18 protein-coding genes are annotated in these 21,429 nt (G+C 38.9%); 3 read left to right on the top strand and 15 right to left on the bottom strand.

The genetic code is table 11. The features are described 5' to 3' along the window. Positions 1-60 precede the first annotated feature (60 nt). The gene (gene queG, locus R2Q78_RS00815) at positions 61-999 is read left to right on the top strand and encodes a tRNA epoxyqueuosine(34) reductase QueG (RefSeq protein ID WP_316787980.1); all 939 of its coding nucleotides are present in this window, start codon (positions 61-63) and stop codon (positions 997-999) included. On the opposite strand, the gene R2Q78_RS00810 is transcribed toward queG, so the two are convergent. Then, positions 1,000-1,983, bottom strand: a complete 984-nt coding sequence (locus R2Q78_RS00810) for an exonuclease domain-containing protein (RefSeq protein WP_316787978.1) — start codon at positions 1,981-1,983, stop codon at positions 1,000-1,002. 152 nt (positions 1,984-2,135) lie between these two features. Here R2Q78_RS00810 and R2Q78_RS00805 point away from each other — a divergent pair, with 152 nt between their 5' ends. Together R2Q78_RS00805 and R2Q78_RS00800 are read left to right on the top strand one after the other, a co-directional pair. After that, positions 2,136-4,112, top strand: coding sequence for a DUF3857 domain-containing protein (locus R2Q78_RS00805; protein WP_316787977.1), 1,977 nt, complete (start codon positions 2,136-2,138; stop codon positions 4,110-4,112). A 1-nt stretch (position 4,113) separates the two neighbouring features. Then, positions 4,114-6,030, top strand: coding sequence for a DUF3857 domain-containing protein (locus tag R2Q78_RS00800; RefSeq protein WP_316787974.1), 1,917 nt, complete (start codon positions 4,114-4,116; stop codon positions 6,028-6,030). Here the strand turns inward: R2Q78_RS00800 and R2Q78_RS00795 are convergent. The 14 genes from R2Q78_RS00795 to R2Q78_RS00730 all read right to left on the bottom strand — a co-directional run bounded on the left by R2Q78_RS00795 (position 6,027) and on the right by R2Q78_RS00730 (position 21,374). Beyond that, a complete protein-coding gene (locus tag R2Q78_RS00795; protein WP_316787972.1) occupies positions 6,027-6,149 on the bottom strand; it encodes a hypothetical protein in 123 nt (40 codons plus the stop codon). The two genes, R2Q78_RS00800 and R2Q78_RS00795, sit on opposite strands and share 4 nt — an antisense overlap. A gap of 3 nt (positions 6,150-6,152) precedes the next feature. After that, entirely contained in the window at positions 6,153-6,668 is a 516-nt protein-coding gene (locus R2Q78_RS00790; RefSeq protein WP_316787970.1) for a C40 family peptidase, read from the bottom strand. 3 nt (positions 6,669-6,671) lie between these two features. Then, positions 6,672-9,281, bottom strand: coding sequence for a DNA mismatch repair protein MutS (mutS, locus tag R2Q78_RS00785; RefSeq protein ID WP_316787968.1), 2,610 nt, complete (start codon positions 9,279-9,281; stop codon positions 6,672-6,674). An 86-nt stretch (positions 9,282-9,367) separates the two neighbouring features. Beyond that, a complete protein-coding gene (locus R2Q78_RS00780) occupies positions 9,368-10,093 on the bottom strand; it encodes a menaquinone biosynthesis protein (RefSeq protein ID WP_316787965.1) in 726 nt (241 codons plus the stop codon). A gap of 7 nt (positions 10,094-10,100) precedes the next feature. Then, complete coding sequence (locus tag R2Q78_RS00775; RefSeq protein ID WP_316787963.1) at positions 10,101-10,712, bottom strand: histidine phosphatase family protein; 612 nt, start codon at positions 10,710-10,712, stop codon at positions 10,101-10,103. After that, positions 10,712-11,905, bottom strand: coding sequence for an aminofutalosine synthase MqnE (gene mqnE, locus R2Q78_RS00770; RefSeq protein WP_316789982.1), 1,194 nt, complete (start codon positions 11,903-11,905; stop codon positions 10,712-10,714). Before mqnE ends, R2Q78_RS00775 begins: the two co-directional genes overlap by 1 nt. A gap of 104 nt (positions 11,906-12,009) precedes the next feature. Further along, entirely contained in the window at positions 12,010-12,525 is a 516-nt protein-coding gene (locus tag R2Q78_RS00765) for a DUF2911 domain-containing protein (protein ID WP_316787961.1), read from the bottom strand. Between the two features lie 133 nt (positions 12,526-12,658). Further along, positions 12,659-13,300 carry a DUF6266 family protein gene (locus R2Q78_RS00760; protein ID WP_316787959.1) on the bottom strand — a complete coding sequence of 214 codons (642 nt, stop codon included), beginning with the start codon at positions 13,298-13,300 and terminating at the stop codon, positions 12,659-12,661. A 142-nt stretch (positions 13,301-13,442) separates the two neighbouring features. Further along, positions 13,443-13,643 (bottom strand): hypothetical protein, encoded by a 201-nt coding sequence (locus R2Q78_RS00755; protein WP_316787958.1) that lies wholly within the window; start codon positions 13,641-13,643, stop codon positions 13,443-13,445. A gap of 111 nt (positions 13,644-13,754) precedes the next feature. Next, positions 13,755-14,732 (bottom strand): Rpn family recombination-promoting nuclease/putative transposase, encoded by a 978-nt coding sequence (locus tag R2Q78_RS00750; RefSeq protein ID WP_316787956.1) that lies wholly within the window; start codon positions 14,730-14,732, stop codon positions 13,755-13,757. 187 nt (positions 14,733-14,919) lie between these two features. Continuing rightward, on the bottom strand, positions 14,920-15,534 hold the full coding sequence (locus R2Q78_RS00745) for a hypothetical protein (RefSeq protein WP_316787954.1): 615 nt from the start codon (positions 15,532-15,534) through the stop codon (positions 14,920-14,922). A gap of 378 nt (positions 15,535-15,912) precedes the next feature. Next, entirely contained in the window at positions 15,913-16,410 is a 498-nt protein-coding gene (locus R2Q78_RS00740; protein WP_316787952.1) for a hypothetical protein, read from the bottom strand. Positions 16,411-16,455: 45 nt separating this feature from the next. Beyond that, complete coding sequence (locus tag R2Q78_RS00735; protein WP_316787950.1) at positions 16,456-17,817, bottom strand: RagB/SusD family nutrient uptake outer membrane protein; 1,362 nt, start codon at positions 17,815-17,817, stop codon at positions 16,456-16,458. A gap of 17 nt (positions 17,818-17,834) precedes the next feature. Then, a complete protein-coding gene (locus R2Q78_RS00730) occupies positions 17,835-21,374 on the bottom strand; it encodes a SusC/RagA family TonB-linked outer membrane protein (RefSeq protein ID WP_316787948.1) in 3,540 nt (1,179 codons plus the stop codon). Between the last annotated feature and the right edge of the window lie 55 nt (positions 21,375-21,429).

The raw sequence follows: 21,429 nt of genomic DNA, 5'->3' as shown, positions 1-21,429 counted from the left end.
CTTATATAACAGTAGCTTAAATAAAAATGTTTTATTCTTAAAGTTTATCTTTGTAGACTGATGATCAACAATTCGGCTAAATACAGAAAGCTCATTAAAGATGAAGCCTTTCGACTGGGCTTTATGCAATGTGGTATTGCAAAGGCTGAATTTCTTGAAGAGGAGGCTCCAAGATTAGAAAAATGGTTAAACAACAACCATCACGGCCAAATGGGGTACATGGAAAACCATTTCGACAAGCGACTAGATCCGAGGCTATTAGTAGAGGGAGCTAAATCTGTAATTTCTCTTAGTCTGAACTACTATCCTGATCAGCAACAATCTGATCCCAACGCACCAAAGATTTCAAAATATGCGTATGGCTTTGATTATCATACGGTAATCAAGGATAAACTCTTTCAATTATTAAATTTCATTTCCGAAAATATTGGCGAAGTAGGTGGACGTGCCTTTGTTGATTCAGCTCCTGTACTCGATCGTGCCTGGGCAAAGAAGGCAGGTATCGGATGGATCGGCAAAAACAGTAACCTGATTAGTAAAAAAAGTGGTTCATTCTTCTTTCTCGCTGAATTGATCATCGATCTGGAGTTAGAATACGATAATGCTTTTGAGACCGATCATTGTGGAACCTGCACCAAATGTATAGATGCCTGCCCTACCGAAGCGATCCTTTCTCCTTTTGTCATTGATGCAAAAAAATGTATCTCCTATTTAACCATTGAATTAAGAGAAGAAATCCCTACCAACTTCAATGACAAAATGGACAACTGGATGTTTGGATGTGATGTTTGTCAGGATGTCTGCCCCTGGAACCGCTTTTCTGTACCGCATTCAGAACCCATGTTTCAGCCCAATGAAAACCTATTGAGCATGAAACGCGAAGATTGGATGGACATTACTGAGGATGTTTTTAAAGACATTTTTAAAAACTCCGCCGTCAAAAGAACCAAATTTAAAGGCTTAACCAGAAATATTGACTTTCTGAAAAAGACCTCTTAATTATTTTCCAAATTTCATTTTGAGCTGTTCCAGCATGTCATTGGTGACATCTACTGCTGGTTTGTCTTTTTTAGGTTGAGGTTTGAATCCGGGATTGTTAACTTTAGGTAAGGGTCTTTGGCCAGATGCATTAGAAGGATTTGGTGCAGACTGTTGTTTTTCTAATTTTAACTGGTCTTTTTTCTTATTCCAACGCTCCCATATCTCAGTTAGTTTTTTCTTTGTATACAAAGGAAAATCACCCTGTTTCATCCAGGCATAGTAACTTGGTTCCATATCAAACACTTGTTCGACCGTCTTGCCTTTATGTTTTCCGAAGTTGAAACACTCCTCACCCTCTTCATTAAAAACCATTCTACCGGCAAAATCCACTGGTTTATTCATATTGGTAAATGCATGAAGGGCATCTACATCATTCTGAACTGGCTTTGATAAATTGCCTTGTTTATCTTCAAAATCAGCATCCTTATAACGCTCAATCTGTGCCAGCAACACATGATACGTTGCTGTAATATCTGCTTCTGCAGAGTGTGCATTGATAATGTCTTTATCACAATAGAATTTGTAAGCTGCACGAAGTGTACGCTGCTCCATTTGATGAAATATATTCTGAACATCTACAAACCGGCGGTCAGTCATATCAAAATCCACACCTGCTCTTAAAAACTCTTCCAATAAAACAGGAATATCAAATCTGTTAGAATTATATCCGGCAAGATCTGCATCACCGATAAAGTCGGAAAGTTCCTGAGCTACGGCTTTAAAAGTAGGTTGATCTGCAATATCCTTATCGTAAATCCCATGAATTAAAGAAGACGAAAGAGGGATTGGCATCTCCGGATTGATGCGAAGTGTCTTTATAACTTCTGTGCCGTCTGGCATGGCTTTTAATATGGCAATCTCCACAATGCGATCAGAACCTACATTTACGCCGGTGGTTTCTAAATCAAAAAAAGCAAGCGGACGGTTTAAATTTAATTTCATCTTTAACTATTTGTAATGCTTTCAAAAGTCGTAAAAATCATTCGGTATTCCTTAACTTATTTGATAAAGGACAATTCAGTATAAATGATTTCGTATTTGTTTTAATAATTGCTTTAGTCCTTTTATCTTGCGTCATGTTTAACCCGCTCAATATGAAATGCCTTTCCGCCTTACTCTTCTTTTTTATTTCTTGTATTCTCAACGTAAATGCACAGAATTTTGAATACGGAAAACTCACCGGTGATGATCTTGATCTAAAAAATGTTGTACTGGACAGTAATGCAAATGCAATGGTAATCCGCGAATTTGGAACTTCCTCAATGCGTCTTGACGAGCGTGCGGGAAGAATGGTCATCGATTTTGAATACCATGTCAAGATTAAGATTTTCAATAAAAATGGTTTTGAAAGCGGTAATATCGTCATTCCAAGAAGGGTTTATAGCGACAACGAGGATCAGATTGAAGACCTGAGGGCCGTGACTACAGCCTTTATAAACGGTAATGTAGTTGCCACAGTGCTCGATAAAAAGAACATATTTACGGAGCGAAAAAATAAATATATTGTGCTGACAAAATTCACGATGCCTAATCTTACAGAAGGTTGCGTCATCGAATATAGCTACCGTATGATTCTACCCAGCATCTTTAATTTTAAAAGCTGGGATTTTCAATCAAATATACCAAAACTTCATAGCGAATATGTAGCTGTAATCCCTGCATTATATAACTACAATGCTTCTTTAAGAGGAGGAAGAAAATTGACATCTAACAATGCTGAACTACAAAAAAATTGTTTTAGGGCCGGTGGATATGATGCCGACTGTTCAAAGTTAACATACATTATGAAGAATGTTCCGGCATTTATAGAAGAGGATTACATGACATCGCCGGATAATTTCAAATCAGCAATCTATTATGAACTGTCGGACTATCATACCTGGAATGGCGGCAAGAAAAACGTAACTAAGACGTGGAAAGATGTCGATTACGAACTGACGAGTGATAAGTCGTTTGGAACCCAGATGAAAAGGAAAGACATTTTCAAAAATATACTTCCGGATATACTTAGAAACACCACCGATGAATTGAGTAAAGCTCAGGCGATCTATGCGTATATCAAAGCAAATATCAGAAGAAACGGATTTATAGGCATTTATAGTGAGACAAACATCAAGAATGCGCTGGATACACATACAGGAAACACTGGAGACATCAATCTGGCTCTGATAGCGGCATTAAGTGCAGCAGATCTGGATGTAGATGCGGTCATACTATCAACAAGATCCAATGGGACAGTAAATACGCTTTATCCTGTTATCAGTGATTTTAATTATGTTGTGGCAAAAGTCAATATCGGCACCGAAATTTATCTTTTAGACGCGACTGAACCGTTGATGCCTTTCGGCTTGCTTCCTCTTCATTGTATCAATGGGCAGGGACGTGTAGTTAATCTAAAAAAACCTTCTTACTGGTATGATATCAAAGCAAGCCAGAAAGATGTAACCAGGTATACTTTAAATGCGGAGCTAACCAATGATGGAATACTAAAAGGTCAGCTTATCACATATTCGTCTGGCTATTCCGGATTAAAAAAGAGAATGAGAATTAAAGCTGCTAATTCCGTAGAAGAATTTGTCGAAAAATTAGATGAACAAATGCCAAGGATCAGCATAAATAAACATGATATTCAAAATCTTGATAGTCTGGAAAATCCATTGGTAGAGGAATACGATATAGAAATGAAAGTCTATGATGACATCAATAAAGACCAGCTCTTTTTCAATCCATTTTTCATAAACAGAATTGAAAAAAATCCTTTTAACCTAAATGAGCGCACATATCCTGTTGATTTCGGGGCTACAAGAGAAGAAAGGGTAAGTATCTTTATAAAATTACCGAATAGCTACACCATTGCTGACAAGCCTAAAGACATGGCAATGAGTATTGAAGATAATGGAGGCAAATATATGAATACAAGTACGCTTGAAGGTGATACTTTCATATCACAACAAGTACTCCAATTGAGTAAACCTGTTTATGAACCGGAAGAATACCTCTCATTAAAAGAATTCTATAGTCGCTTAATTCAATTACAAAAAACAGATGTTGTCTTTAAAAAAAATAAATAGGATGATATTCAGGATACTGACAGTCTTTTTTTTCATCGGCTTTACTTACAGTGGTTTCGCACAAAATACAACCAACTATAATGCAGACCTGATTCCCTCAAACTTAAAATCGAGAGCTGGAGCAATAATAAGAAATATGGAAACTACCGTCGACATGAGAACACAGGACAATGTGATGCTCTATGTTAAAAAAGCAGTTACCATACTTAATAAAAATGCTGATGAGAGAGGGGCACTTTCAATTTATTACAATAAGAGCACTGCAATTAAAAGTATAAAAGGCATTTTGCTAGATGCCGCCGGCAATACAATAGGAAAATTTAATCAAGGCAATTTCAGTGATGAAAGCGCCTCAAATGATTACTCGCTTTTTGAAGATGTAAGAATCAAGACTTTTGCGCCTGCTACCCTTTCCTACCCTTATACCGTCATCTATGAATATGAAATCAGATACAAACAAAATCTAATTATCCCTGACTGGTATGCAAATCCTTATCCTGACGTCGCTGTAGAAAAAAACAGCTACACTTTCATTTGCAAACCAGAAGATAAAATTCGTATCAAAGCTTATAATTACAAAGGTGATCCGGAAGAAACCACAACCGAAAAGACAAAGAGCCTAACCTGGAGAGTAACTGGCATGAATGCATTTAAGCGCGAACCGTATTCACCAGATGCAGATAGCTATTTAACATATATAAAGATAGCACCGGAACAATTTATTTATTACGGCTTTAAGGGAAATTACACCAATTGGAATGAACTTGGAAAATGGGTTTACAATGACTTGATCAAGACCAGGCAAACGCTTAAACCTGCTACTATTTCTGACATAAATAAACTTGTAGAAGGAATAACTGATGATAAAGAAAAAGCAAAAAGAGTTTATGAATTCATGCAAAAGAAAACCAGATACATTAGCGTACAGGTCGGTATAGGTGGATTCCAGCCTTTTCCAGCATCAGAAGTAGACCGACTGTCTTATGGAGACTGCAAAGCACTGGTAAACTACACGCAAAGTCTCTTAAAAGCGGTTGGTATAAATAGCATTTATTGTGTCGTTAATGCCGGCAATACTAAAAAAAATATGGATGCTGATTTTGCGAGTATGGATCAGGGAAATCACATCATTTTATGTATTCCATTTAAAAGCGATACCACCTGGCTGGAATGTACAAGTCAGAACTCACCTTTCGGATACCTCGGAACATTCACAGATGACCGTACAGTATTTGCATGTACAGAGGAAGGCGGGAAAATCTTAAAAACCCCGACGTTGAATACAACGACAAACCTGCAGAGAAGAAAAGCTCAATTGACAATAACCAACGATGGGGATGTGACTGGGAATATGCAAACAAATGTATATGGATCACAGTATGACAATTATGAAAGCATGATTAATGAGCCGTATACAGAGCAGTTAAAGCATTTAAAAGACAAGTATGATATAGACAACATCAACTTTAGTGATGTCAAATTTATCCAAAAAAAAGAAGACATTAATCCTGCAACGACTGAGTCTCTTAAATTAAGTATCTTAAAATACGCCCCTAAAACCAACAATCGGATTTACCTCATTCCAAATATTTTTAATAGAGTAACTTCTATTCCCGAATCAAAAAACAGAAGTTTACCGGTATATATAAACCGGGGGTATTCAGATGAAGACGAAATCGTCTACGAATTACCAGATGGCTATACATTGGAGCAAAAACCAGAAGATGTGACTATAAAAACACCATTTGGAACGTATGAAATGGCAATTAAATTAGATGGTAAAAAATTGATCTATAAAAGAAAGCTCAACACAACCAGCGGAATCTTTAGTGCGGATAAATATGCAGATATGGTTACTTTCTTCAGTGATATCAATGGATTTGACAATAGTAAAATCACACTGAAGTCGAACAACTAGCTCAAGATGATAATTCCCAAGCCTATTCCAATAATCATGATCAGATACATTAAAATTTCTGTAGTAGCGAATTTCTTGTATTTTATCCAGAATGAGTTTTGGTCACGATGATTTTCCATACCCTAATTTTTATAAGACCCGGCCTTAACCATTGCTTTTTGATAGACAGGCAGATTTAAATCATCCACCACTACCCCTCTGGTTGTAGAAGCGTGCACGAAATAATTGCCATTTAGATAAACACCTACGTGATCCACGCTTCCGCCACCAAATGAAAAGAAAATCAAATCTCCTTCCTTCAGTTGACCTAAACTTTTTTCATCTACAGTTTCAGCCTGATCTCTTGATATTCTTGGTAAGCTATTTCCATAAATATTCTTTTGGAGTAAATAAGCAAATCCAGAGCAATCAATCCCACTTTTATCAAGACCACCTAAGCGGTACTTTACCCCACTCCAGTCTGTTATAAAGCGATAAAGAGGTTTACTTTTTAAATGAGACATCGCATCAGCCATTTTAGAAGCTGAAGTATTTGATTTTACCGTGGCTTTTCTTGAACCACATGCAGAAAAGAACATTATGCCCAACAAAAATACTAGTAACTTAAATCCTTGTCGGTATCTCATTAAAACAACCATACCTTATTGTTTAACTATTCTTTGAATTTCGTCTAATTTCAGAAGCGCCTCTACCGGTGTTAATATATTCACATCCAGATTGTTCAGTGTGTCTCTTATCTTAACAAGAATTGGGTCATCCACAGCAAACATATGCAGCTGATAAGCCTGGTTTTGAACCTTCTTAATACTGTCTTTGATACTTTGTCCCTCGGTCCGGTCAATTTCAAGTTTTTTAAGTATTTCATTGGCCCTGTTGATCAGTTTAGAAGGCATACCAGCCATTTTAGCAACATGAATACCAAAACTATGTTCACTGCCGCCCGGCACAAGCTTGCGGAGAAATATTACTTTGTTGCCTACTTCTTTAATAGAGACATTAAAATTCTTAATCCTGCCCATCGTATTGGCAAGCTCATTCAATTCATGATAATGAGTTGCAAATAGTGTTTTAGGTCTAGCATTCGGATGCGTATGTAAAAACTCGGCTATAGCCCATGCAATTGAAATCCCGTCATAGGTACTGGTACCTCTCCCGATCTCATCTAACAGGATCAGACTATTGTCTGAGATGTTATTCAAAATACTTGCAGTCTCATTCATTTCCACCATGAATGTACTTTCTCCTGAAGACAAATTATCAGAAGCACCGACTCTTGTAAATATTTTATCTACCAGACCAATACTCGCAGATTTGGCTGGCACAAAACATCCCATTTGAGCCATCAGTACAATAAGACCTGTTTGTCTTAAAATGGCCGATTTACCTGACATATTCGGACCGGTAATGATAATGATCTGTTGATTATCGTTGTCCAGAAACACGTCATTTGTGATATACTCCTGTCCAATCGGCAGTCTTTTTTCTATAACAGGATGTCTTCCACCTTTGATATCCAAATCTTTACCCTTAGTTACCTGAGGCTTTACATAATGATTTTGAACGGCAAGTTGTGCAAAGCATAATAGAACGTCAAGCTGGGCTATCAAGAAAGCATTCAACTGAATCTGTTTGATATAAGCAGCTACCTGATACATCAATTCATTATATAAACGAATCTCAATCACCTGAATTTTTTCCTCTGCACCTAGTATCTGTTCTTCGTACTCCTTCAATTCCGGAGTAATGTAACGCTCGGCACTTACCAAAGTCTGCTTTCTGATCCAGTCTGCCGGAACTTTGTCTTTATGAGTATGTGTTACCTCCAGATAATAACCGAACACATTGTTAAAAGCTACCTTTAATGAAGGTATCCCTGTAATTGCTGCTTCTCTTTTCTGAATTTCAACAAGGTAATCTTTGCCACCGAAAGCGATTTTACGCAAACGGTCCAGATCTTCATCTATCCCATCCGCAATTACATTTCCCTTGATCAATAATGCTGGAGGATCTTGCTGCAATTCTCTTTCGAGCTTCTCCCTTATCGTCAGGCAAGGATTTAGCTGATCAGCCAATACAGAGAGAAAAGGATTTTTTGCTTCCTCAGCTATCTTCTTTACAGCTTCTATATGATAAAGTGCTTTTTTTAATTGACAAAGCTCGCGCGGTCCCACTTTCTGCAAGCCTACCTTCGAAATAAGCCTCTCCAAATCACCAATCTGCTTGATGTGCCCCAGGAACTCTTGCAAAAGGCCATCATCCTTAACTAAGAACTCAACCATACCAAGACGTTCCTGAATAGGTTTCAGCTCCTTCAAAGGCATGATGATCCACTTATGAAGCAACCGGGCTCCCATCGGAGTGGAAGTCTGGTCTAAAACCTCAAACAAAGTAACAGCATTATCATTTGTTGAGGTAACCAGCTCTAAGTTCCTGATTGTAAATCGATCCAGCCAGACAAATTTATCCTCTTCCAATCTGGAGATAGAAGAAATATGTTTAAGGTTCCGGTGTTCAGTTTCATTTAAATAATGAAGCACCACCCCCGCCGCGATAATACCAGTCTGCAATTTATCTACGCCAAAACCTTTTAAAGAGTTTACTTCAAAATGCTTGGTCAAAATCTCATTGGCATAATCAGCAGTAAAAGCCCAGTCATCCAGATGAAAAGTATAGAATTTATCACCAAACAGTTCAATGAATTCCTTCCTCTTACTCTTCTGAAAAACTACTTCTGTAGGTTTAAAACCCTGCAAAAGCTTATCTATGTATTCAACGTCACCTTGTGCGACTAAAAATTCACCAGTTGAAATATCAGCAAAGGATACGCCCAATGTGTTTTTATCGAAGTAAACCGCAGCTAAATAGTTGTTTGACTTCTGACTCAGGATATTGTCATTGTAGGCAACTCCAGGGGTCACCAATTCCGTCACCCCTCTTTTAACAATCGTTTTGGTTGTCTTAGGATCCTCTAACTGGTCACAGATAGCTACCCTTTGCCCCGCCCTTACCAATTTGGAAAGATAATTATCCAATGAATGATGCGGGAAACCAGCTAACTCCAAGGCACCATTTGGACCAGTGCCTCGTCTGGTAAGTACAATGCCCAGTATCTGCGCAGTTTTTACAGCATCTTCACCAAATGTCTCATAAAAATCGCCAACCCTAAACAGTAATAATGCACCCGGATACTTTGCTTTAATCGCATTGTATTGCTGCATCAATGGAGTTTCCTTCGTATTATCTTTAGCCAAAATGATTCTGTTTACAAAATCGTAAAGATACTACCTTGACATGTAGGCTTTATGATTTGTTGAAAATTAAAAAAATGTGAATAGGTTTACAGCTTTTCAATATAAGAAAGGAACAAATTGAGCGCTTCACGTTTTCGTGTAGTCAACTCAAAATCAAGCTTATTCAGAAGATAGTCCTCCAGATCGAAATTCTCATGTTGTGGTAATTCCTTTACTAATTTTGATCTATAAGCCAGCCCCTTAGCCAGCGCAGCATTAAACTCATCTATAAATTCCTGCGAAATAGCAGTATTGGCCACCCATGCCGCGTATACAAAAGGCAACCCGGTAAATTTCATCCACTCTTCTCCCATGTCATAAGCAAACGCATAGTTACTTCTTTTACCAAAAGTACGGTCGCCAATCAACACTATTGCATCAGTTTTCACATCAGGGTCAGTGGTAAATTCAACATCCGTTTTCCAGTAAAATTTCAGCAGCACCTTTGCCAGGTTATTCGAAGTCCTGGACTGGCTATCCAGTCTCACTTTTTTGATCTCGCTTACCGGCACATTACTAAAAATGAAAACAGAATTCACAGCGCCATTTGAGCCTATGCAATAATCAGCTACGATATTTGCCCCGGGTACAAAAGGAATGGCAGCGACAGGAATCAAACCTATATCCACCTGTCTGTTAATTAATTTAGTAGCGCAATCTGAAGGAATATCTAAACTTAAATCTATCTTATTTATCAGTTCTGAATGTTCAATACCATAAATAAAGGGTTTGGTATTCGTGTAAGAAACCGCAGAAATTTTAATCTTGTTCAAAAGGGTATTATTTTAAATGATCGGTATTGTTAAAGTCGATGATCGTGAATTGTTCACCGGTCAACTGCACCCTGTAAAGTGTTGTATTCAGATGCGGGAATTCCCCCATTTCCGACAGTGGTTTATTCATCAGCAGACACAAAAATAAGCGCATTGCCCGTCCGTGCATACACACCAAAACCAACTTCTCATCCTTATGGCTCAGAATCTCATCCAGCGCCTCTTTAAGCCGCAGCAAAACCTGATTAGGACTCTCGCCCCCTGCAAAGTGAGCATCAAAGTCTCCGGCATCCCATTGCTCTGCCAATCCTTTAAAAGCCGCTATTGCATTTTCATCATTGGGCTTACCTTCCCACTCGCCCCAGGCAAGCTCATCAAGTCCTGAGAGTTGCTCCCAGGGCGTACCTGCATCAACAAAACCTTTCACAGTCTGATGCGTACGAACCAACTTAGAAGTATATATTTTTTCAAAAGGTATATCCTTATACCTTGCATAAAAAGCCGCAGCCTGTGCCCTACCGGTATCGTTAAGGTCACTGTTTACTCCGCGTCCCTGTACAATGCCGAGTTTATTTAATTCCGTTTCACCATGTCTGATGATGTATATTTCTCTATCCATTAATTGACTACAGGGAGTTTATAATATTGTGGTTTTACTTCATCTTCAAACACAACGTCTGTATAATCTTTGATCACATTATACAACGTGTCCCGTTCAATCGGGCGTCGTTTCACCTGTTTAATCAGATTTGCGACTTCTTGTGTACTCATAGCAGGAGTTTGTTCTTCCGCACCGGCCATAGAATAGATCTTTGTGGTATCATCCAGCGTGCCATCAATATCATCTACCCCAAAATTGAGGGACAATTGAGCAGTTTGCCTGCTGATCATCGCCCAATAAGCTTTAATATGATCAAAGTTATCCATGTAAATACGTGCTATCGCATAATTTCTTAAATCTTCTATCACAGAAACTTCCGGCACGTGGTCCATCTGATTATGCTGGTTCCTGAATTTAAGCGGTATAAAAGTCTGAAACCCCCCAGTCTTATCCTGCAACTGGCGTAGACGTTCCATATGATCTACCCGGTGTTCAAATCGCTCTATATGTCCATATAACATCGTTGCATTAGAACGCATCCCCAACTTATGCCATTCCTCATGAATGGCCAGCCACTGATCTGCAGTACATTTATCTTTAGCGATCTGCTCCCTTATTTCAGGATGAAAGATCTCTGCACCACCTCCGGGCATCGACTCAAGACCTGCGTCTTTCATCAATTTCATACCAGCAGCATAGTCTATTTTTGCTTTTTTAAAGATATAATGATACTCCACCGGAGTCAAGGCTTTCACATGAAGTTCAGGGCGATGCTTCTTTATTGCTGTAAATAAGGCCGAATAAAACGCCACATCATATTGAGGCAAAACCCCTCCTACGATGTGCACCTCTGTTACAGGTTCATTATCATATTTTTTAACGATATCCAGCATCTCCTCCATGGTAAGTTCCCATCCTTCAGCCTTTTGTTTAATCAAACGGGAATAAGAACAGAACTTACAATCGTAGACACATAAATTAGTAGGCTCCAGGTGAAAGTTGCGGTTAAAATAAGTACGATCACCATGCTTCGCCTCTCTGATGCAATTTGCCAGAACACCAAGATAAGCCAGTTCGCCGTGTTCATAAAGGTAAACGCCCTCCTCAAAGCCGATCCGCTCCTGATTCTGTACCTTTTGCGCTATGCTCCGGTGCATCTGTGGTAAATCCAGATCATTTATAATTAACGCTAGTTTCGAAGTAGTATCCATGTACATAATATGATGAAGCAAAAGTACAACAAAATAGCTATAAAGCGGGCTCAAACGAAAAAAGCCTGTCATTTTCATGACAGGCTTTTTCTAAACTTAAGCTTTTATTTTACTGTAAAAGGAACTGCTACATCTCCCCATACCAAAGTAACCTTACCTGATTTATCAATATTAAAGGTCATCTTCTCAGTAAACGAAGCAGATTTTCCAGGCTTAGTAGTTACGCGCAATGCATCATCTGCTTCTGTGTAACTTGTTCCCGGCTGCTTCCACGTTTTATTAAAAATGATTGTCCATTCTTTTTCACCAGGAATGGAATACAAACTATACTTTCCGGCAGGCAGCGTTTTACCCTGCACCTTTACACCTTTATCCACTTCAAATACAGTCGCTTCATTTGCTCCTGTACGCCAAACTTTACCAAAAGGTGCGATCTCTCCACCTATTTTGCGGCCCTTAACGGATGGCTGACTATAATCGATAGTAATTGTTGTACCTGACGCTGTGGTTTCCTTAACTATAGCCGGAGGACTTGCTCTCTTACTTTTGTCTTGTTGAGCAGAGGCAGTAAATGCTGTAATCACACTTACAAACAATGATAGGACGAATATTTTTTTCATAATTTTAGTTTTATCAGATTAAGGTATTAAAGATAGCGATTCGTTGGGAGAAATAGCAATTTCTAAATAAAAAAGGGCTTTCTGAAAGTTGTCATTCCGATTTCTTCCAGTAGCCCCCTTTCACTGCCTCATTTTACACTACCGTTAGCGCCCCGGCAAATACACTGTCGCTAGACACCTTGCCATCTGTAGACAGCAAACTCATGTAGCACTGTACCAGATCACCAGTAAATGACACTGGCAACTGCATTGTAAATGTCCCTGTCACACGGGTTACAGCACCAGCCAGCACCACAAACAGATCTTTGTCCGGATTGTACACCACAAAGGTGGCCTTGTCGGTGTCTGCCCCAAAACCTACGTTAAACAACGTATCCCATTCAAATTCCAGATTTGCTCCTGCCGCAGTAGCTACCGTTACATCCAGCGGCGGACTAAGCTCTCCTTTGCAAAACAACACCATGGGATAATTCATGGTAAAGTTTGGCGCTACGCCAGTTACGGCATATTCCAGATTGTATTGCACTGCAGCATTCCATGGCGATGCTTTTTCCTTGTGCACGTTGAATCCTATACGAATAACGCCCTTGACTACTCTGAGCCAGCTCGTTACCAGGCCAAATCTTGCGCGCTGATTGAGCTGTGCGGTGGAGGGTGGTGTTTGAGAAGGGTGAGGCAGCGGGCCTACAATGTTTTGTCCATTCAGCCACCGGCCTACGTTTGCACCATTTTTGCCCTGAAAGCCGCCTGAGGTTCCCCAAATTGCTCTTCCCATAGTTTAAAAATTAAGTAAAACATTCAGTTAATTAAACCAAACATAAGTAGTTCATTAACAATAAAATAAAGAAGTATAACTTACTGGCAGAATAAGGTGAAATCTGAGTCAAACCGGAACTATTCGTAACTTAAGATCACGACTACCTCCTGTCTCCATTCAATAGCTTCAATATCAGATCTACATCCAAGCGATAAAACTTACAATATTCAAAAACATTTACCTGCTGATATTTGGGAATGTTGTATGCCTTGCGGACATCGGCCAGGCGGCCTTGCGCTGCAGTTTCACCCAATCTGGTGATTTGCCGCACGTGTTTAATTGAGAGAAATAAGCCCTCCATAGAAATAGGTTTAGGTTAATAAGTTAGTTTATGAACTAAATTAATAGCCACATCCCCTTCAATCAATTGCAAAAAGACAAAAAATTAACCAGACAGTTTATTTTCTTTAGGCTATAAAGCAATTATCTCGTCAACGGACAACCCCATTGCAACAGCAATAATTTTAATATCTACACCCTGAATCTTCAGGTTTTTGGCGTTCGCCATTTTTTCTGCATAACGACCTTCTTCACGACCCTTTTCAAAACCTATTTCAATCCCCTCCTCTCTCGCATAATCAATAACGTTCTGCTCATCCCATTTCCTTTGTTGTGCTGTTCTGTACATATCTCGTTCTTTAGGTGTTAATTTGGCGTAGTTAGCCAGTTCAAAAAATGTTGTTAGTTCTGGTGCATTTAAAAATATCGGCTCCTGTCTCATCGCAGACGCATATTTTAAGGCATATAGCCATTGGTCAAGTGCAGATTTAAGCTCTGCTTCTTTTTTGGTGAATTTTATCATTTCAATATAAATGAAATGCAGTTTATCATAAAAAGGCTCCCTTGTTTTGCTATTACATAAGCAAACAGTATGCATATAGTCGTCTGCATCAGTACCTTGCAAACAGAAATTCTCTAACAATGAAATTGAGTAGACTTCTTTTAAATTGTATAACCATTTCTTTTTACCCTTTGGTGCCTGGTCGCTGATCAACCTGCCTGCATAAAACAGAGAACGTTCTTTAAAATGCTGCTGCTTTTGTCTTTGTACTTCTACCAGAAAAGAGGTACCATCAAAATCGGTACAGGTAAAATCAAACACACTACCGCCCTCTTCTTCAATCTCGCCGGGATACTCATTCTTAGTATAAGTAATGGTTTGTATTTGTCTTTTGCCTTTTAAAACCTCGTTAAGGAAAGCCAATATAACTTCCTTGTGTGCTTCAGAAGCAAAAATTCGCTTAAAAGCCCAATCATTAAAAGGATCAACATAGCGCTGACCTCCATTATATTCCGCTCCGGACTCTGCAAGAACGCCATCTGACAATACCTCGTCCCCTTTTCCAAAAGTCCTGACTAAATCTTGCGCTATTGTTGCTTCACCCTTCATATTATCTGATTTAATAACAAGTTAAGTAAAAATACAAAAAAAACTTAAACAACCAAATATTTCTAAATAGTACAATTTTGTATATATTTAAAATAAATTGAAAACTTTATAAATATATTTCAACTAATTATAATATTGTGTACCTGATTACAATATTTTTCAAAAACAAATCGAACACAATAGAAAACTACACCCTATTTTTTATCCGGCACAAGTGAGACTTTGTAATTCCGGTATAATTTGAAAGCTCATGCTGCGAAAAATGCTGCCAGATCAGCTTACCAAAAATCCTATTCATTTCCTGTAGCAGCATCAGGCCGGGCAGCTTCAGCATACAGCTTTTTATTAAACTGAGCGTAGCATTTTCCGCAAGTATGCATGCTGCCAGTGCACTGGCCTCCGTGGCGCTAAGCTTTAACTCGCCAAAATTCTGCTGAGTAAAAGGCACCACTATAGATCCCGGCGTGATCCAAAACTCACAAGCGGTTTCTTCATTATTAAAAAACCCGTCAGGATGCAGCATGATCTTTCCCGGCCCCAGTATATCCACCAGATGCTGTACCGGTATCCCCTCCTTATTTTGTAGCTTGATGGTGATGTAAGCATACCCCGTATGTACCCAGTAAGCTGTCCGCATCACTTTTTCTAGCTTTTTACAATGATAGGTCTTCTCCGGAGTAAACGCAGTCAGCATGGGTACTATGGTTTCATCAAATGTAGCAGTCAGCTCCATTTTGCTATGTAAATAAGCCAGGAGCACGTCTATCGGCTCTCCTGGTATAGACAAATAAACTTTTTTCATAAGAGATGTTAATTCAAAATTTGATTTTATAAATTAGATAGTGTTTTAATTGGAGTTCGTTTTTTAAAAGACTGGGCAGTCCTTTACTTACTGGACGCGTTGATCCCAGGTGATTGGTGAGTTTACGTTTAGGCATAATTTAGGGGTGATTGATTTTTAAGCGTTGTTAATTAATTGAGGTATTTGTCAATATTTTGATTTTTTATGATATAAATTTGCACAGAATGAAGGCTGACTATGCAAAATACAGGCTTCTGGGCTGTTGAATCTCGGAATATTAAATAATAGATACGATTTTCAAAAGGGTTTATAAATGACCGCGTTATCCAACAGCGGCCATTTCTGACAAACCTAAATTCTATTTTTAAATTCTAAATACTAGTTTTTAAGAGGCTCTACATATTTGCTATTAATAAAGATATAAAGCGTATCCCATTTGGCAGCTGGATCCCAATCTTTATTTTCGGCATAAGGTGCAATAACAATAGACTGGTTGAATTTTTTACCAGTTGCGCCGGTATGAATAAAACTTGCAATTCTATATATCTTAAGTTTATCCAGTTTTTTATAAAGAGTCACGGGATCTCTTGCATCCGTACCAGACAGAGAAAGCACACTCATTTCTGTAGGGTAAGGAAGTATATTATACGCTGTGAACGCCTTTATTTTTTGAAATTCTTTTGGGCTGATAGCTGTCATCAATGCGGTTGTATCCACAGAGTTCCAATATTCAATTCCTGTTGGAAAAGCATAGGTTTTCTGACTCCAATCTGTAATTCTCACTTTTTCTAGTATTTGCTTTTTTTCTGAAGAATTTTGGGCATAGCCATAGTTTACAGCTGTCGCGAACAACAGCATACATACAATTTTTCTCATGTGTTATTTAATTTTTGTTTTTAAATGAATGGATATTATTTAGTGTTAACGTGGATTTTGTTGAAGATTAGTGAGCGATAGTAGCTCAACAGGCAATAACGCAGAATACCTCAGATCATTAGGAGGCAATAAATAAACCTCTCCATTTAGTTCCCGTTTCAAGGTTACTGCAAAACGGCTGTCTTTGTTCAACCGTTTTAAATCCGACCACCGTGTTCCGCGATAGAGGAGTTCTTTTCTTCTTTCCTGAAGAATAATCGGTAAAACCTGCTCGGCTGAAAGATTAGCATATGGGTTAAATTTTCCGCTAACCCACCTCTTCCCCAACAAAGTATTCAAATCCCCCATCGCCGCATTCGCATTATTCAATCTCGCATTGCACTCTGCACGGATAAGGTAAATTTCATCTACAGCTATACCGTTAAAAAGAGTCCTATCGCCTGTATAACTCCCTTTAAAAGTGAAGGTCTTATTCCCATTGTCCCTAAAAAATGCTTTTTTTCTTAAGTCATCATCTGCAAATGTTCTATATAATACCGAATCTACTCTTGCGCGCGTTTCATCACCGTTAAGCGGTACCTGCAAACTGGCTTTTGAATAGTACAGCAGCTCAATATTATTGTTAAAATTGCCCAATGGATAAGCAGCTGTTGTTGTCAAACTATTGAAATCAATCAGGTTGCTGGTAATTTTCAAGCTGGCATCTGCATATCCCCTTGATTTTTCAAAATCCCCCATTTGCAGGTAAACTTTTGCCAGCAAGGCCAGACAGGCAGCTTTTCCAGGCCGGGTTTTATAAAGCTGCACATCGGGTAGCAAGTTTAATGCTGATTCCAGATCGTTGATCATCTGCTCATAACTCTGCCTGGCAGTAGACCGCACCGTTTCTTTATTAAAATCAGGATCCAATCTTAATACAATTCCCAGGTCCGTTGATGCGGTTGCCGGATCATACTGAGGGGCGGTGCTTTGTGCCATCAGATAAAAAAAATAAGCCCTCACAAATAGTGCATGTCCCTTTATATTTCTTGCAAGTTCAGCAGTTCCCGTACCGGAAACCTGATCCAGGTAAAAAAGAACAGTATTTGCAAATAGGATATTCTTATAGGCCGAATTCCAGTCAGACAGGTTGATCACTTCCGCATCCCATACATATTCTCTTTTATTAATTACATCCGTTAAACTGAGCCAATTGGTATACGTCACATAATATTCGTCTGAACTACTATTTACAGCATTCAATCCCGATTGCATGATCGGATTATCCAGTAGAAGCTGTAAGTCATTTAAACTCTCCGGTACACTCTGAGTCTGAATGGCCTTAGTTTCAAGAAACTTTTTACAAGAAACTGTGCTCAGTAAAAACACTGTCAATCCCAACAGGTGTATTATATATTTCGTTTTCATTTGCTTTGAATTAAATTTTAAAAATCTACTTTTAAACCCATTATTATCTGTTTAGGAGGCAGGTATAATAAATTGTTGGCATCATAATCCGGATCTAGCCCCTCTTTGTTTGCCCTCCATAAAATTCCCAGATTATTGATGTTAAAATAAAACTGAACATGCTGAACAGGCAATTTTTTGATACTCGCTTTATTCATATCGTACGCTATCCTGATGTAATTCAATTTAATGTTATCCGCTTTTAACACATTAATGGAAGAAAATGCATAAAATTGATCTCTACTCGGGCCGCCAGTAGGATAAATCATCGACGGAATGGTAGTTATCTTTTCATCACCTGGTTGCTTCCATCGTTTGGAATAATCGGAATTTGCTAAACCAGCTCCGTATAGTGCATTGTAGGAAATTGTATTTTTTCTGAAATAATAATTAAAGCGATAACTGACATTTACATCCAGCGAAATCCCTTTGTAACTAAAGCTGTTATTTAGGTTACCAAATATGGTTGGAACCGCAGAACCATGATATATGACTTTTGCAGTGTCAATACCCTGATTGGCTATTTTGATATAATCTTTACTCACCTTTTGCCCCAGGTAACCTTGTGGATCTCCAGTAAGCGGATCCAAACCGGCAAAAGGATAACTAAATATGGCATATGGAGGGAGATTCATTCTTGGTGTGATAAAAAGTCCTTTCTCTGACACCACACCCACAAGGTTTGGCAAAACATTTGCCGCAACAAAATCTGTTACTTTATTACTCACGTGGCTCAACCCCAAATCCGTCCGCCATTGAATTTTCTTATTGACATTAAAGCTATTGATATTGACGTCAATCCCACTAGTACGCATACTTGCACTATTTTTACTCGCACTGCCTATTCCTGAAGTAGGTGCAATCGGGATACTTAAAATCAAATCAGTAGCATTTTTCTGATAGACATCAACACTGCCTGACAATCTATTACCTGCTATCCGAAAGTCAACCGCTGCATTAATCTGTTTAACGCTCTCCCAGCTTAATCCCGGATTGGCAGGTGTAGAAATTCCGGCGTAAGGCATGTTATTGGAGGCAGTACTCGCCGCAGAGTAAGAAATAATGGTATACGGTGAAAGTCTGTTGTTCACATTTCCCTGATAGCCGTAAGTAGCCCTCACGCGCACATAAGATATTATTTTACTCTTATAAAAAGCTTCGTTAGATATGTTCCAGGATGCTCCCGCAGACCAGAAAGGCTTCCACTGGTCATTGATATTTACACCAAATTGATTTGCGGCATCTCTTCTACCACTTGCGGAAAGCGTATACCTATCCTTATAAGTATAGGCAATATTTCCAAACAAGGAAATAAAATGATTGGTTGATCTGATATAACCATTGGAACCTGACGGGATCCTTGCATCACCTTTATCGCCATAGACTGGATAAGGATCAATAAAATCAACGGAAACCGTAGTTAATCTGTTTTTATCGTACCCATAGCTTCGCTTTGAGCTCCCTTCACTAATATTCTCTCTAATCTCAGTTCCAAACAGCCCATTTAACTGATGTTTTTCATCCCACAAATGATCAAAATTTAATTGCGCCCGTCCCATCTGAGCTGTTCTTCCTCCGTAATTTGCATCTATGATTCCCCCGTTTGGCACAGGGTAACGTTTATTTGGTATGGTAGATTTTAAATTTGTATATGAGTTAACCAAATCACGTACGTAATAGGTATTCTTGTTATAATACCTACCCAAAATTATACTGGCAAATTGATACTGGTAATCCATACGAATGCTTAAAAAGCTTGCCATTTTATAACTCAAACCCGTATTGATGACAAACTCACGTTCCTTAATCTTATAATCGGTATTACTGAGTTCTTCCAAAGGTCGATACTTCCAATCCAGTAATTTCCCACCCCCAACTGTATCTGTATAACCTTCCCTATACTGGTAAGCTGTGGTTAAGAAATTTCCATTATCGTCTGCTAGCTTTGTATATAATGGGAAAGCATTACCTCCTACGGTATAAGCATTGGAGAAAATATCACCCAAGCTATTGTTCTCTGTTTTTGCGTCCGTAAACCTAATCCCTGCTTGTATCACCAGATCTTTCAAGGGAGAAAAACTGTTGTCAGAATTTAGCGTAATTCTTCTGTAGTTATCTCTTTTTAGTATACTCGGCATCTGATCCAATCCACCAGATAAGGAATAGGTGATCTTGTCACTTCCTCCGCTTAAGTTTAAGGCATATTGTTGACTAAGTGCGGTCTGGTATACATACTTTTCAAAATCATGACGTACATCATGCGCCTTTAGGTTGTCGATTAACAATGCTGAATCTGCAGCTGATATCAGTCCCGATTTTCTCTTCAACAGAATTTCAGGAACCTCTTTTAATGCCGGATATTCAAAAGTATCCCCAATCAGGCTGTTGTAATATCCCTTTCCGAATAAAAATGTTTCTACATCAACAACTTCAGCAGATGTCACTCTAGGGAAATGAAATAAGTCCGGCTTTTCCGTCATTGTATAATTGCTATTAAACGAGAGTCTAAACGGCTGATTTACTTGTCCCTTCTTCGTCTTGATCACAATAACTCCATTTCCTGCTCTTGCTCCCCAAATCGACGCAGCTGCCGCATCTTTTAGGATGGTAATGCTTTCTACATCATTGGGATTAATATTGTTGATGTTCCCATCGTAGGGGAAATTATCTACGACGACCAATGGGGCCTTAATATTACCATCCAATGTACTCAGGCCACGGATGGTCAGATTATTTAACACGGTTCCATTATCCCGCGGCAAAGTAGATCGCTTATCAAAAAAGATGCTCGTAGTTACTCCTTCCAACCGGCTCAATATATCACTACCAGCCCGTTTGTTCAATTCCTCTCCACTAATAAACTCAAAACTACCCGTTGCCCTTTCTTTCGGCACATCCTGATACCCTGTCGAATAAGTAACCTTTACCTCTTCAAGCTCTCCAGTTTCCACGTTCAACCTAATTTCTAAAGGCAATACTGCACCTTTCAACGGAATTTCCAAAGTCTTATACCCTACATACCTGATCACCAGCACCGCATCCTCAGGCACCTTAGTAATCATAAATTCCCCCTTAGCATTGGTTTTTGCTGTCCTATTAGTGCCTTTTATCACTATAGTCGCTCCCTCCAGCGGATCGCCGTTTGCATCTAATACGCGACCTCGGAGATCCTGAAATAAATTCAGGATGACGGCAGGAAGCAGAGATTTGGCCTTATCTAACAAAGAAGGCTCCTTCTTTTTAATCATGATCACATTGTCTTCTATCGCGTAGCTAAAACCTTGCTTGATCAGGCAAGTTTCCAGGACTTCTTTCAGGTCTGTATTTCTGAAATTTACATCCATTCGTTTGTTTACGTCGATCTTTTCACTGGAATATAATACCTGGTATCCGCTTTGTTTACTGATCTGATCCAGCACTGTTGCCAGGCTGGCATTCTTTCGGACCAAATTAATCTTCTGCGCAAAGCTTGCTGCGCTAACCTGCATCAGGCAGGTGGTCATTATGATTATAATCATTCTCATAATCAATATCATTTTCTTCAGGAGCTGTTTTTTAAACAATGCATCCCTG

Origin of the sequence: Pedobacter frigoris (assembly GCF_032678645.1) — a bacterium.
GTDB classification, from domain to species: domain Bacteria; phylum Bacteroidota; class Bacteroidia; order Sphingobacteriales; family Sphingobacteriaceae; genus Pedobacter; species Pedobacter frigoris_A.
This window is presented reverse-complemented; position numbering and strand designations above follow the sequence as displayed.

Coding starts and splice junctions, on each gene's coding strand:
- queG (WP_316787980.1), top strand. CDS start 61: ATGATCAACAATTCGGCTAAATACAGAAAGCTCATTAAAGATGAAGCC.
- R2Q78_RS00810 (WP_316787978.1), bottom strand. CDS start 1,983: ATGAAATTAAATTTAAACCGTCCGCTTGCTTTTTTTGATTTAGAAACC.
- R2Q78_RS00805 (WP_316787977.1), top strand. CDS start 2,136: ATGAAATGCCTTTCCGCCTTACTCTTCTTTTTTATTTCTTGTATTCTC.
- R2Q78_RS00800 (WP_316787974.1), top strand. CDS start 4,114: ATGATATTCAGGATACTGACAGTCTTTTTTTTCATCGGCTTTACTTAC.
- R2Q78_RS00795 (WP_316787972.1), bottom strand. CDS start 6,149: ATGGAAAATCATCGTGACCAAAACTCATTCTGGATAAAATACAAGAAA.
- R2Q78_RS00790 (WP_316787970.1), bottom strand. CDS start 6,668: ATGGTTGTTTTAATGAGATACCGACAAGGATTTAAGTTACTAGTATTT.
- R2Q78_RS00775 (WP_316787963.1), bottom strand. CDS start 10,712: ATGGATAGAGAAATATACATCATCAGACATGGTGAAACGGAATTAAAT.
- mqnE (WP_316789982.1), bottom strand. CDS start 11,905: ATGGATACTACTTCGAAACTAGCGTTAATTATAAATGATCTGGATTTA.
- R2Q78_RS00765 (WP_316787961.1), bottom strand. CDS start 12,525: ATGAAAAAAATATTCGTCCTATCATTGTTTGTAAGTGTGATTACAGCA.
- R2Q78_RS00760 (WP_316787959.1), bottom strand. CDS start 13,300: ATGGGAAGAGCAATTTGGGGAACCTCAGGCGGCTTTCAGGGCAAAAAT.
- R2Q78_RS00755 (WP_316787958.1), bottom strand. CDS start 13,643: ATGGAGGGCTTATTTCTCTCAATTAAACACGTGCGGCAAATCACCAGA.
- R2Q78_RS00750 (WP_316787956.1), bottom strand. CDS start 14,732: ATGAAGGGTGAAGCAACAATAGCGCAAGATTTAGTCAGGACTTTTGGA.
- R2Q78_RS00745 (WP_316787954.1), bottom strand. CDS start 15,534: ATGAAAAAAGTTTATTTGTCTATACCAGGAGAGCCGATAGACGTGCTC.
- R2Q78_RS00740 (WP_316787952.1), bottom strand. CDS start 16,410: ATGAGAAAAATTGTATGTATGCTGTTGTTCGCGACAGCTGTAAACTAT.
- R2Q78_RS00735 (WP_316787950.1), bottom strand. CDS start 17,817: ATGAAAACGAAATATATAATACACCTGTTGGGATTGACAGTGTTTTTA.
- R2Q78_RS00730 (WP_316787948.1), bottom strand. CDS start 21,374: ATGATTATAATCATAATGACCACCTGCCTGATGCAGGTTAGCGCAGCA.